Raw genomic sequence first — 13,216 nt, 5'->3', positions numbered from 1 at the left:
AAGTGGCAGGAAAAACTGCCTTTATTTTCAAATGATGTTGACTATTTCCTTGGAGGTGGTTCCAGATGGCTGAAGAAAACAAAGAAATGCCGCAGGACTTATCGAGAAGAAAATTTTTACGAAATACGGGTTATACCGTCGGTGGACTTGCTGTCGGCGGGATTATCGGGAGTTTGATTCCATGGAAGAAGGACCAAACAACCAATAATCCTCCCCCGCCCCATGCAGAAAATTTCAATCAAGCATTGATGTATTTTACCCCTGAGCAATTTAAGATTGTCGATGCCGCAACTGAGCGGATTTTTCCAAAGGATGATAATGGCCCGGGGGCAAGTGATTTGGGTGTTGCCTTTTTCATTGACCATCAATTAGCTGGCGATTGGGGCTTTAATGCCCGTGATTATATGCAGCCGCCATTCTACCGCGGTGAAAAAGTGCAGGGCTATCAGGGACGATTAAAACGGCGCGATATTTTTGATATTGGGCTGCGAGAAATCGATAACCATAGTATGCAAACGCTTAAGAAAAGCTTTACAGAGTTATCGGGTGATCAGCAGGATCAAATTTTGAAGGACTTTGAAGGAGATAAGGTAAATATCACGACCATTTCTCCGAGCGGATTTTTCCAAATGCTTCGCAGTGCAACATTAGAAGGTGTTTACAGCGATCCATTGTATGGCGGCAACCGCAATATGGACGGATGGAAAATGCGGAATTATCCCGGCAGCCAAATGGCTTATGCTGATGTCATTGAGAAGGACTTTACGAAAATCAAGCCGCAAAGCCTGCAGAGCCATATGAACCATAAATAGAAATTGAGAAAGAAGGTGTAATCATGGTGAGAAAGTTACCGAAAGCAGATGTAGTGGTGATCGGTGTTGGCTGGGCAGGCGGGATTATCGCCTCTGAGCTGACCAAGAAAGGCCTCAATGTAGTAGGCCTTGAACGAGGAAAAGAACGGAAGACAGAAGATTATTTTATGGTTCATGACGAGCTAAGATATGCGTTGCGATATGATCTGATGCAGGACCTGTCTAAGGAAACGATTACCTTCCGCAGCAACGAGAGAGTCCGTGCCCTGCCAATGAGGCAGTATGGATCGTTTTTAATCGGTGACGGCTTAGGTGGTGCAGGGGTTCATTGGAACGGGCAAACATTTCGCTTTTTGCCATATGATTTTGAAATCCGCAGTAAAACGATTGAACGATATGGGAAAAATAAAATTCCTGCCGGGATGACGCTGCATGATTGGGGCATTACTTACGATGAACTGGAGCCCTATTATGATAAGTTTGAAAAAACCTGCGGGATTTCCGGAGAAGAGAATCCACTTGGCGGCAAACGCTCCGACAAGTACCCAACTCCGCCGATGAAAAAATCACCGTCAATAAAAATGTTTGAAGAAGCAACGAAAAATATGAAACTCCATCCTTATATGATGCCGTCAGCGAATTTGTCTCAAAGCTATACGAATCCCGATGGTATTGCCCGGGCCGCTTGCCAGTATTGCGCCTATTGCGAACGTTTCGGTTGTGAGTACGGGGCAAAGGCCGATCCGGTTGTGACGGTCATTCCGGTGGCTAAGAAAACAGGGAAGTTTGAGATTCGCACGCATTCCAACGTAAGGCGAATTTTACATAAAGGCGGAAAGGCGACAGGGGTTCTTTATACCGATACGACAACCGGTGAAGAAATTGAACAGCCGGCCGATATTGTAGTGCTTACAAGCTATGTATTTAATAACATCCGTTTACTCTTAATGTCTAATATTGGGAAGCCATATAACCCGGCAAGCGGTACAGGTGTGATTGGCAAAAATTATGCCTACCAAGTGATTAAAGGGAACGCAATTGGCTATTTCAATGATAAACAATTTAACACATACGCAGGAGCAGGCGCTTTAGGCATGGTGATCGATGATTATAATGGTGATAACTTTGATCATAAAGATGTAAACTTTATCCATGGCGGTATGGTGTCCTTATCACAAACAGGATTGCGGCCGATCCAAAATAATCCGGTTCCACAAGGCACAGCCGCCTGGGGCAAGGAGTTTAAGGAAACATCGTTAAAATATGCGAACCGCTATTTATCTGTCGGTGCCCAAGGCTCTTCGATGCCGTTTAAACATCATTATCTCGATCTCGATCCAACCTATAAGGATGCATTCGGCGATCCGCTGATCCGGATTACCTTTGATTTTGAAGAGCAGGATAAAAATCTTGCAGTCTTCCTTGCGAATAAATGTGCTGGAATTTTAAAGGAAATGGGTGCAGACCATATTGATTCATTAAAGGAATTGGGGCCGTATGATATCACTACCTATCAGTCGACCCATAATACAGGCGGGGTGATTATGGGGGCTGACCCAGGGACATCGGCGGTAAATAATTACCTGCAGATGTGGGACATGGATAACCTATTTGTTGTCGGGGCATCGGCATTTTCACATAACTCCGGCTACAATCCGACAGGAACCGTCGGCGCCTTTGCCTATCGTGCAGCGGAGGGAATTCTGAAGTATCGCGATAAGGGTGGACAGGTTGTGTAGATGAAAAAAAGGGGGGCTTCTCATTTTGTGAGGACCCCCTTTAAATTTTCTTGTAGGCAGGATGCGAAACTGGATAATAATGTTATTGAGTTAATGTCGGTTTCAAACAACGGAATCTGGCATTTTTGCTGTGCTGGAAATTCTCGGTTGATCCAGTCGAGATATTCTTCTTCGGTTTTTCGACGCTTTTGCCAAAACTCCCCTGCGGCCGCTTCACCAAGCACTTTATTGATAAACAGCGTGTTTACTTCTAATCCATGTTGCTTTAATAGTTTAATAGCCTTAGAGGTTTCAAGAATCGGCAGACGTTCGGCGTTCAGGACAAAAATAAAGCACGTTGACTGATTGTCCAACAGAATTTGGCGTACGGCTGCAAAGCGCTGCTTTCTCCGTTGCAGCACTTTATAAATCGGGTCATCGATGGGCTCACCGTCGTTTAACAGCTGGGTGTAATGGTCGGTTGTTTTCTTCCGTCGTTGTAGCATCCCGTCAATCCACACACCCATGATTTCTGGCAGTGTCAACAGCCGGATGGTGTGCCCGGTTGGTGCGGTATCAAATACAATCGCATCGTACTGCCCGCCTTCATCCAAAATAATCGAAACGATGCGATCAAATAAGGCCGCCTCCTCCGCCCCGGGAGACGAGCTGGCTGAGTCGATTTGCCGGTTCACCTCCGCTTGCATCTGGGCGCTGACAACCCCACGAATATTTTCTTTTACCGTTTTGATATAATTTCGGCATTCGGCGGCCGGGTCAATTTCGACTGCATCTAGGTTAGGCGACACTTCTAGCGGTTTGTTTTTCAACGGCTTGTGAAAAATATCGCCGACGTTGTGTGCCGGGTCGGTTGAGACGAGAAGTGTTTTCTGTTGCTGCTCCGATAAGAGAAGGGCGAGGGCGGCGGCACTGGTTGATTTGCCCACTCCCCCTTTTCCGCCGACAAACCAGATTTTTTTCATGTTATATTCCTCCTTTAACAGCAGCGAAAGCCGGTAAGCGGTGATTTGTCCATTCCCATTCTAAGATGCCAATCATGAAATTTTTCCAGCATGTATGGATACAGCTCGAGCGTATAGTAGTAGGCGGGGTCCGGAAGACCGAGCGTCTCCGACAGGCAGAGAAAAAGGAATAAATCATCTTCTTCGCGTAGTTCCCTGGCAATCTCGGTGCGATGATTGACAGAGATGATGTCTTCATACAGCTGTAATAGTTTTTTTAAGCTTTTCAAATCGGTCACCAGCTTTTTAAATTTTAGTAATTCGCTAATAAAAGGGTCAAAATCGCTAATAGGGAGCGTAGAAACGCTAATAAAAGGGCTAAATTCGCTAATATGCGGATTAAAGTCGCTAATAAATCTAGACATTGCTTAGTAAAATGGTGGTTCTTTTTTTGTTCGCTGATAAATTTGCTCTTTTCGCCGATAAATACGAAAGATTCGCCGATAAAATGCTCGAATCCATTTTTGAATGCACTAGTATAGAAAAAACAATAGGAAACCCGGCGAAAGCCAGGTCCCCAAATTGTTTATCTCCCCATTGGGTTGCTTTTTTTCGATAATTCCAACAGTGCGGTGATGGTAATCCAGATGGCGAAGACAAGAATAATCGCGCCAAAGATAAATAACAGCAGATTGGCATCGGTTGCCCCGAGTCCGGACCATTCAAATACGACCTGCTGGACCATGGCCCAGATCGTCATAAATAACAGGAAGACCATCGGAATAAAAGTGACTAAATAGTTACGCCCGAGCCGCTTCAGCCAGACGGAAATGAGCAGTAAGCTGATGCCGGCAAGCAGCTGATTGGCTGTCCCGAATAACGGCCAGAGCAAGTAACCGCCGGAACCAAAGCCATTTGGCCCTTTCGGCAGGAGTACTAGTGCAGCACTTGAACCAACTGCAATCATGGTGGCCGCATGCGTTCTCGTTAACGGCTTGAAGTTATACTCATCGGCCAATTCCGCAATAATATAGCGCATTAACCTAACAGACGAATCCAACGTTGTAGCGGCAAAACTGACAACGATAATGGAGATGATGGTCATCGCAATATCAGCCGGAATTCCCACCCCGCCTGCAAGATTGGCACCGCCCTGAATAAAGTTGCCTAACCCGCCGCCGTTCGCAGCGCTGAAGCTAGAGTAAGCCGCTTTAAATTCCCCGGCATTGGCGAACAGACTGACACAGGCAATAATGGATATCAGGGCGAGGAACCCTTCACCGATGGCACCAAGATAGCCGACAAAGCGGGCATCAGTTTCCTTGTTTAATTGTTTAGAAGACGTACCGGATGACACAAGGCCGTGGAAGCCGGATATCGCACCGCAGGCAATAGTGATAAATAAGAGCGGGAACCAAGATTTATCCGTTGCGGCGGCATTTGTCATGGGTGCCGTGATTTTTGGATTTAAAAAGAAAAGCCCTAAATACATGATTAAAAGCCCAACAACAAGTTGATGGGAGTTAATAAAATCACGCGGCTGCAGCAGCTTCCAAACCGGCAGCGTCGAGGCGAAATAACAATAGACCATTAAGACAATAATCCAGACAAAGAAGGCCATCGATACGCCGCTTAGTCCGAATAATGTTGTCGCTTCCGGACCACCGAAATATCTTACCAAATCAATCTGCAGCGCCGGGATTCTGCTGGATAAAACTGCTGCTCCGTACATTATTGCCAGGGCAATTAGTGAAGGAACAAGCATTTTCTTTTGCTTTTTATAAACGGTATAGCCAATCCAGACGGCTAATGGGATTTGAATGAAGACTGGGAAAACACTTGCCGGGAATTTGACAAAGAGATTGGAAATGACCCAGGCAAAGACGGCGTTGACCATTAACACAAGGATTAAAATAATAAATAAGAATAGTAGTTTTGCTTTTTTGCCAATCAGCTTGTTGGCAAGGGTTCCGACGGATTGTCCTTTATTGCGGACGGATAAAACGAGCGTTCCGAAGTCATGGACCCCGGCAGCGAAGACTGTACCGAGCACGACCCATAGTAACGCAGGCAGCCAGCCCCAATACACGGCAATCGCAGGTCCAACAATGGGCGCCGCGCCGGCAACCGATGTAAAGTGGTGCCCCCATAAGACAATTTTCTTTGTAGGAACAAAGTCTACATCATCCCTAAATTCATGTGCAGGAGTTACAAAATTAGGATCAAGACGATAAATCTTTTCTGCCACAAATTTTGAGTAGTAGCGATAACCGAGAATGAACACGACCGTTCCGATTACCGCTAACCAGATTGCAGACATCGTATCTCCCCCAATTCTCTTTTTTACAGGTAATGCCTGTATAGTATCAAGTATATGAGAGGGGCGGGATATTATAATCTGAATATTAGGAATTGTGGTTAGGACTTCGTTTTTGCTATTTAGGGGAAACTTTTATTACAATATCAATAGTGTTAAAATAGAAAAGTGAATTGGTAAAAGGAGGAATTTAAATTGACACAACATGACAACAATACACTGCCGCCAAAAACATGTACGATTGAACGTATGGTAACCTTGGAAGAGGACGTTAAGAAGGTTCTTGCCGGGGAAAAAACAGCGACTCGCCGCAATGGCCGCTACGCTGACCCAGGTGAAATCATGACTTTAGAAGGACGCAAGTTTGTCGTTGATAAAGTATATTCACAAAGCTTAGGTGAGTTAACTGATGAAGATGCACGCCGTGAAGGCTTTGCAACAGTGGAAGAATATAAGCAATCCATTCTTTCAATTCACCCAGGTATGCCATGGCTGCCGCAAATGAGAGTTTGGGTACATGAGTTTAGCGAGGTTAAATAAGTGTGTATAGTGCGGTCCACAGTTTGCTGTGGACTGTTTTTTTATTAGCGATGTTAGAGTCGCTGAATGCGGGTAGCGCAAGTAAAATAGACATAAGCGCAAGAAATGCTGTTTTCTGCGCAAGTAAAGTAACCCCATACGCAAGTAACAGACCTCTATACCAAGTAACCCCCTCCACCCACACCCTCAAAAGCTCAATCATTTGTCTATTTTTAGCAAACAAAATTATAATAGGGTTTATCAATGCCGGGGAGCGGAACCTATGAAGTTTTTATCGAAATATACTAAAAAATATTGGCTGTCCTTCAGTGTGGCAGTGGTGTTTCTTACCTTTGAAGCGATCTGCGACCTATTGCAGCCGACGATTATAGCCAAAATTATTGACAATGGAGTGGTCCATAAAGACATCCATTATGTCTTAAAGATGGGTGGAGTGATGCTGCTCGTGACCGCGTGTGGTGCGGTCGCCGCTTCGACCAGAAGCATCTTAGCCAGCATTGTCTCGCAAAACTTCGGGACAGAGCTGAGGTCTGATTTGTTTAAAAAAATTCAAACCTTGGCCTTTAAAAATCTGGATCAATTTGATCGCGCGTCGCTGATCACAAGGCTGACAAATGATGTTACCCAGGTGCAGGTCTTTGTCAACGGGCTAATGCGTATCTTCGTGAAAGCGCCGTTGCTGGCCATTGGCGGGCTGATAATGGCGACGAGGCTGAATCTCCACCTTGCCGTTGTTCTTGCTGTGGTGGTACCGTTTGTAGCCATTCTGATTATCATCAACCTAAGGCTTGGTTTCCCGCTGTTTGCCAAAGTCCAGAAGGCATTGGACGGCGTTAACAGCGTAATACGGGAATTTCTGTCCGGGGTAAGAGTCGTCAAGGCCTTTAACCGATTTGATGTCGAGATTAACAAATTTACCAAGGTGAATGACCAGTTTAAGGACCGCACCATCGCCGCCAGCCGCTTAATGTCCGTATTCAGCCCGGCGATTATGCTGACGGTCAATATAGGGATTGTCGTTGTGATTTGGCTTGGCGGATTGGGTGTTGAATCGGGCGATATTCAGGTCGGACATATCATTGCCTTTATTAACTACATGACACAAATTTTGTTTTCGCTGATGATGATCACAATGGTGTTTAATATGTTTGTCCGAGCGAGGGCTTCGGCAGGAAGGATTGGCGAAGTCTTTTCCCAGGATAGTAAGCAAACCTGGACGCAGGAAACACTTCCGCAAAGCAGCCAAAAAGGGAGAATTGATTTTGAAAATGTCTCCTTCTCCTATGAGGACAGCGGCAGTGAGCCGGTATTAAAACAGATTAACCTAACGATTCTTCCGGGAGAAACAGTCGGGATCATCGGCTCGACTGGCTCAGGAAAAAGTACACTCGTCGGACTCATACCCCGTTTCTATGATGCCGCCCAAGGTACGGTGAAGGTCGGGGGTGAAGACGTAACAGCGATCAACCCGAAAGCACTCCGAGAAAAAATCGCCTTTGTGCCGCAAAAGAATATCTTATTTACCGGCAGCGTGGCGGAAAATATCCGCTGGGGTAAAGAGGATGCGAAACAGGCTGACATCGAAGAAGCAGCCAGGATTGCCGGGGCGCATGATTTTATTGCTGCCGCCCCTGAAGGCTACGAGACAGCGATCGGCCAAGGCGGGGTTAATTTTTCCGGCGGGCAGAAGCAGCGGATTTCGATTGCCAGGGCATTGGTGAAAAAGCCAGAAATCCTCATCCTTGATGACAGCACGAGTGCCGTCGATGTGACGACTGAGGCGAAAATAAAGGAAGGCTTGAAAAAATATGCCCAAGGGCTGACCTGCATCTTAATTGCTCAGCGGATTACGTCCATTATTGATGCGGATAAAATTATCGTCCTTGATCACGGAATGATTGCCGGAGTCGGGACCCATCAGGAGTTAATTAAGGAATGTCTGATATATCAAGAGATTTACCGTTCACAAATCGGCAAGGAGGTGTCTGACAATGGCTAAGCAAGTTGAACAGCAGCGTCATACCCCGGTAACCCCGCCGCCGTTAAGACCAGGCGGAGCCCATCATCGCGGCGGACCGGTTGTGAAGCCGAAAAATTTCACAGGCACCCTTAAGCGGTTATGGGATTATATCGGCAAAGAAAGAAACATGCTTACACTTATTTTTATTTTTATATTGGTAGATTCGGTGTTAATGCTGTTAAATCCCTTCCTCATCGGGAAGGCGATTGATGCGATGAGCTTGAATCATGGCAAGGTCAATTTTGGCTTTTTAGAAGTGATGATTATCATTTTGACAGCTGCCTATATTGCCGATGCGGTGCTGACATGGCTGCAGGGCTGGCTGATGGCGGGTGTAGCCGGCAGGATTGTAAGGAATTTAAGGGACGCTTTGTTTAAAAAGCTGCAAAAGATTCCTGTTGCTTTTTTCGATTCACGGACGCACGGGGAACTGATGAGCAGACTGTCTAATGACGTCGACAATATCAGCAATACGATTTCTCAGTCAACAACCCAGCTGATGTCCGGAGTTGTTATTCTTACCGGGTCATTCATCATGATGCTTGTTTTAAGTTCAATTTTAACAGCAGCCAGCATGGTGACGATTCCCCTTGTGTTTTTGCTGACGCGGACGATTGCAAAACGGACGAGAGTGCTGTTTAAGGGTCAGCAAATGGAACTGGGAAAATTAAATGGTCATATTGAAGAGACGATTTCCGGGATTGAAGTGGTCAAGGCTTTTAACCATGAGGATAAAGTGATCGAGGAATTTGAACAAGTTAATACAAGACTGCGCGAGGTCGGCCTTAAGGCGCAGATTTGGTCCGGATTTTTGATGCCGATTATGAACGTTATCAATAACCTCGGCTTAACGATTGTGGCCATTGTCGGCGGTATTCTAGCTGTAAAAGGTCATATCACAGTTGGTGCGATTGCCAGCTTTATCACCTATTCACGGCAATTTGTCCGTCCCCTCAATGATTTGGCCAATATTTTTAACATCCTTCAGTCCGGTGTTGCCGGTGCGGAGCGGGTGTTTGAAATGATGGATGAGCAGGAGGAGACGGAAGACAAAAAGGACGCCGTAACGTTAGAGCAGCCGCGCGGCCATGTGGTGTTTGAAAATGTCAGCTTCGGCTATCGTCCGGATGTGCCGATTTTGAAAAATGTCAGCTTTGAAGCAAATGTCGGCACCAGCATTGCTCTTGTCGGCCCGACCGGTGCGGGAAAAACGACGGTCGTGAATTTGTTGACGAGATTTTATGATGTAACGAGCGGGAGAATCCTGCTTGACGGGCGCGATATTCGTGATTATACGAGGGATTCATTAAGGCGCTGTTTTGGTTTCGTGCTCCAGGACACCTATTTATTTTCCGGAAGTATTAAGGAAAACATCAAATACGGAAAGCCGGACGCAACAGATGAAGAGGTGGAACGTGCGGCGAAAATGGCCGGTGCTGCCGGATTTATCAACCGCCTCCCGCAGCAGTATGACACAAAATTGGCGGAAAATGGCGGAAACCTTAGTCAGGGCGAGCGTCAGCTGTTGGCCATCGCCAGGGTGATGCTGGCGAAACCGGCGCTGTTGATTTTGGATGAGGCAACCAGCAGCATCGATACCCGGACAGAGCTTCATATTCAGAAGGCCCTGCTCTCATTAATGGAAAACCGGACCAGCTTCATCATTGCCCACCGCCTTAACACGATTCGAGACGCTGACATGATTATGGTGATTGATCGAGGCCAAATCATCGAAAAAGGCACCCATGATGATTTAATGAAGCAGCAAGGAAAATACTATCAGATGTTTTTTAACCAATTTAAAAATGTAGAAGGCGCGTTAGATTAGGAGAGAGTGTTTCTCTCCTTTTTTTGTTAATGACTAGTGTAAAGACACGTGTTAAAATACTGGTATAAATAAGATTTACTATTTTTCCAACAAGAAAAGGGAATAATGGTACTAACTTGTTCAACATAGGGGGTTTAAGCAAGTGGACAATACAAAGGGGATTACCGGCGGACGTTTATACGGGGCGGCCGGTAAAAAGAAAGAAGTCTCGAGTCGAAAACTGCTTGGGATTGCGGGAACGGCTTGGATGTTCGATGCTATGGACGTTGGGATCTTAAGCTTTATCATTGCGGCATTGCACGCAGAATGGAATTTAACTCCTGGACAAATGGGCTGGATTGGCAGTGTCAATTCCATCGGTATGGCTGTTGGTGCGCTTGTCTTTGGGTTAATGGCCGATAAAATTGGCCGGAAGAATGTTTTTATGATTACTTTGTTACTCTTTTCACTTGCAAGCGGCGCCTCAGCGTTTACAAGCAGTTTAGCTATCTTTTTAATCTTAAGATTTATTATCGGCGCAGGTTTGGGAGGTGAGCTTCCGGTTGCTTCCACGCTTGTCTCAGAAAGTGTTCCGGTTGAAAAGCGCGGCAGTACGGTTGTCCTTCTTGAAAGCTTTTGGGCCGTCGGCTGGCTGATTGCTGCTTTAATATCTTATTTTGTCATCCCTGCATATGGCTGGCAGACAGCTTTGATTATCAGTGCCCTGCCTGCATTTTATGTATTATATTTACGGATTGGACTGCCGGATTCACCACAGTTTACAGCGGTCCAGAAAAAAGAGAAGGTTTCCGTGGCTGAGAATCTTGCGAAGATATGGGCAAAGGACTATGCACGGCAAACAGTGATGCTGTGGATTGTGTGGTTTTGTGTCGTTTTCTCCTATTACGGGATGTTCCTCTGGCTCCCAAGTGTGATGGTAATGAAGGGCTTTAGTTTGATCAAAAGCTTTGAATATGTGTTAATTATGACACTGGCACAGCTGCCGGGCTATTTTACCGCGGCATGGTGTATTGAGAAGTTTGGCCGTAAATTTGTGTTAGTGGTGTATCTGATTGGAACAGCTGTCAGTGCCTATTTCTTTGGAACGGCCGATTCCACAGCCCTGCTAATGACATCCGGAATACTGTTATCATTTTTTAACCTTGGCGCCTGGGGAGGTCTTTATGCTTATACACCAGAGCAATATCCGACCCTCATCCGCGGCACCGGTTCGGGCATGGCGGCCGCTGTCGGACGGATTGGCGGTGTGCTTGGACCGTTATTGGTAGGCTATCTGGTGGCTCAAAAGATTTCCGTTTCGATGATTTTCACCATTTTCTGCATATCTATCTTAATTGGGGCATTGGCAGTCTTTATTTTGGGAAAAGAAACGAAGCAAAAGGAGCTAGTATAATAAATTTTGGAAGGGATTTCCTTAAAGGGAGATCCCTCTTTTTCATGTATCTTAAAAAGATTCATATTTAGACAAAATATTTCACAGGTTACTTTTTAAAAAATGGAAAAGTAAATCCTTGCTGACTTTAAAGTGATAAAGCGTGTTAGAACGGGATATAGATAAATATTTTTAATTTACAAAATTATTTTAAAATAACACATAATAACACTAGACGAACTTCAAAATATTATGTACAATGTTTTCAGAATATTATCTTTTTTGGCAAGACTTAGACTACAAAGTTGGGAAAATTATTAAAATCAGGGGGTAATGCTATGAGAAAGAAAAAAGTAGCTGGTATTTTTGCATCATTGATGCTGGCGGCAGGGGTAATGGCAGGCTGTAACTCAAGTACAAGCGGAGACGCTGGCGGAAAGGGCGATGACAAGGGCGGCACGATTAAAATCGGTGCAAACCTTGAATTGTCCGGCGGGGTTGCTTCTTATGGTCAATCGATTAAAGAAGGTATTGATTTAGCCCTTGAGGAAATCAACAAAGAGGGAATCAACGGCAAGAAGCTTGAACTGGTTCCATTCGATAATAAATCAGATGCACCGGAGGCTATTAACGGTGCGACAAAGCTAATCAGCCAGGACAAGGTTGTGGCGATTATCGGGGCAGCAACAAGCGGTAATACAAAGGCACAAATTGAAATTGCCCAAAGCAATAAAGTGCCTATCTTAACACCGACTGGGACTGCTGATGACGTAACATTTAAAGACGGTAAATTGAATGATTATGTATTCCGTACATGCTTCATTGACCCATTCCAAGGAACAGTGGCAGCAAACTTCGCGGCCAATGAATTAAAGGCTAAAACAGCGGCCATTTTTATTGACAGCGCCAGCGACTATTCTAAAGGTTTAGCGGCTTCCTTTAAAGAATTGTTCACGAAGGAAGGCGGCCAAATCGTGAAGGAAGAGGCCTATGTAGCGAAGGATACGGACTTCCACGCACAGTTAACAAATATTAAAGGGAAAAAACCAGACTTCATTTTCATCCCTGGATACTATGAAGAAGTTGGTCTAATTGTAAAGCAAGCCCGCGAGCTTGGCATTACCGCTCCAATGATGGGGGCTGACGGCTGGGATTCTCCGAAGTTAATTGAACTTGCCGGCAAAGATGCTTTGAACAATACGTTTATTACGAACCACTATTCTTCTGGTGACAATGATCCAAAGGTTCAGGAGTTCGTAAAAGCATTTAAAGCGAAGAACAAAGATAAGTCTCCAGATGCGTTCAACGCTTTAGGCTATGACTCTGCATACTTTATTGCTGATGCAATCAAACGCGCTGGCGGCACGGACACAGAAAAAATTCAAAAGGCCCTGGCTGAGACTGACGGCCTAGATCTTGTAACTGGACAAATGAAGCTTGACGACAAGCACAATCCAATCAAATCCGCTGTAATTTTGGAATACGTAAACGGCGAACAGAAGTTTAAAACTAAAGTTAATCCATAATAGAAAAGCGGAAGCGCCCGTTTAGCGACGTATGGACTGGAGCACTTCGACTGAGATAAAGGAAACACGAAGAACGGAGTGATTCGATGTTGACTTATCGTAGGGAGAAGTGTGAAGTACA

General features: G+C 45.3%; 10 protein-coding genes. 7 read left to right on the top strand and 3 right to left on the bottom strand.

The window, feature by feature from the left end:
• Positions 1-65: 65 nt before the first annotated feature.
• Positions 66-812: a gluconate 2-dehydrogenase subunit 3 family protein gene (locus A6749_RS11825; RefSeq protein ID WP_066389762.1), complete on the top strand. Its 747-nt coding sequence runs from the start codon at positions 66-68 to the stop codon at positions 810-812.
• A gap of 23 nt (positions 813-835) precedes the next feature.
• Complete coding sequence (locus A6749_RS11820) at positions 836-2,551, top strand: GMC family oxidoreductase (RefSeq protein ID WP_066389761.1); 1,716 nt, start codon at positions 836-838, stop codon at positions 2,549-2,551.
• A gap of 20 nt (positions 2,552-2,571) precedes the next feature.
• On the opposite strand, the gene A6749_RS11815 is transcribed toward A6749_RS11820, so the two are convergent.
• From A6749_RS11815 to A6749_RS11805, 3 genes are all read right to left on the bottom strand, one after another.
• Complete coding sequence (locus A6749_RS11815; protein ID WP_066389760.1) at positions 2,572-3,513, bottom strand: ArsA family ATPase; 942 nt, start codon at positions 3,511-3,513, stop codon at positions 2,572-2,574.
• Positions 3,514-3,527: 14 nt separating this feature from the next.
• Entirely contained in the window at positions 3,528-3,782 is a 255-nt protein-coding gene (locus A6749_RS11810; protein ID WP_407937507.1) for a cory-CC-star protein, read from the bottom strand.
• A gap of 296 nt (positions 3,783-4,078) precedes the next feature.
• Positions 4,079-5,812 carry a carbon starvation CstA family protein gene (locus A6749_RS11805; RefSeq protein ID WP_066389758.1) on the bottom strand — a complete coding sequence of 578 codons (1,734 nt, stop codon included), beginning with the start codon at positions 5,810-5,812 and terminating at the stop codon, positions 4,079-4,081.
• A 246-nt stretch (positions 5,813-6,058) separates the two neighbouring features.
• On the opposite strand from A6749_RS11805, the gene A6749_RS11800 reads away from it, so the two are divergent.
• The 5 genes from A6749_RS11800 to A6749_RS11775 all read left to right on the top strand — a co-directional run bounded on the left by A6749_RS11800 (position 6,059) and on the right by A6749_RS11775 (position 13,095).
• The gene (locus A6749_RS11800) at positions 6,059-6,349 is read left to right on the top strand and encodes an ASCH domain-containing protein (protein ID WP_066400940.1); all 291 of its coding nucleotides are present in this window, start codon (positions 6,059-6,061) and stop codon (positions 6,347-6,349) included.
• Positions 6,350-6,611: 262 nt separating this feature from the next.
• The gene (locus A6749_RS11790) at positions 6,612-8,348 is read left to right on the top strand and encodes an ABC transporter ATP-binding protein (RefSeq protein WP_066389754.1); all 1,737 of its coding nucleotides are present in this window, start codon (positions 6,612-6,614) and stop codon (positions 8,346-8,348) included.
• Positions 8,341-10,197, top strand: coding sequence for an ABC transporter ATP-binding protein (locus A6749_RS11785; protein WP_066389749.1), 1,857 nt, complete (start codon positions 8,341-8,343; stop codon positions 10,195-10,197). Before A6749_RS11790 ends, A6749_RS11785 begins: the two co-directional genes overlap by 8 nt.
• Before the next feature lie 247 nt (positions 10,198-10,444).
• Positions 10,445-11,590 (top strand): MFS transporter, encoded by a 1,146-nt coding sequence (locus tag A6749_RS11780; protein ID WP_066400939.1) that lies wholly within the window; start codon positions 10,445-10,447, stop codon positions 11,588-11,590.
• A gap of 317 nt (positions 11,591-11,907) precedes the next feature.
• Positions 11,908-13,095 carry an ABC transporter substrate-binding protein gene (locus A6749_RS11775; RefSeq protein ID WP_066389746.1) on the top strand — a complete coding sequence of 396 codons (1,188 nt, stop codon included), beginning with the start codon at positions 11,908-11,910 and terminating at the stop codon, positions 13,093-13,095.
• Positions 13,096-13,216: the final 121 nt, after the last annotated feature.

It is taken from the genome of Neobacillus mesonae, assembly GCF_001636315.1.
GTDB lineage: Bacteria > Bacillota > Bacilli > Bacillales > Cytobacillaceae > Neobacillus > Neobacillus mesonae.
This window is presented reverse-complemented; position numbering and strand designations above follow the sequence as displayed.

Excerpts from the sequence above, each read along its gene's own strand:
- A6749_RS11805 (WP_066389758.1), bottom strand. The coding sequence starts at position 5,812 with ATGTCTGCAATCTGGTTAGCGGTAATCGGAACGGTCGTGTTCATTCTC.
- A6749_RS11800 (WP_066400940.1), top strand. The coding sequence starts at position 6,059 with ATGGTAACCTTGGAAGAGGACGTTAAGAAGGTTCTTGCCGGGGAAAAA.
- A6749_RS11790 (WP_066389754.1), top strand. The coding sequence starts at position 6,612 with ATGAAGTTTTTATCGAAATATACTAAAAAATATTGGCTGTCCTTCAGT.
- A6749_RS11815 (WP_066389760.1), bottom strand. The coding sequence starts at position 3,513 with ATGAAAAAAATCTGGTTTGTCGGCGGAAAAGGGGGAGTGGGCAAATCA.
- A6749_RS11780 (WP_066400939.1), top strand. The coding sequence starts at position 10,445 with ATGTTCGATGCTATGGACGTTGGGATCTTAAGCTTTATCATTGCGGCA.
- A6749_RS11775 (WP_066389746.1), top strand. The coding sequence starts at position 11,908 with ATGAGAAAGAAAAAAGTAGCTGGTATTTTTGCATCATTGATGCTGGCG.
- A6749_RS11785 (WP_066389749.1), top strand. The coding sequence starts at position 8,341 with ATGGCTAAGCAAGTTGAACAGCAGCGTCATACCCCGGTAACCCCGCCG.
- A6749_RS11825 (WP_066389762.1), top strand. The coding sequence starts at position 66 with ATGGCTGAAGAAAACAAAGAAATGCCGCAGGACTTATCGAGAAGAAAA.
- A6749_RS11820 (WP_066389761.1), top strand. The coding sequence starts at position 836 with ATGGTGAGAAAGTTACCGAAAGCAGATGTAGTGGTGATCGGTGTTGGC.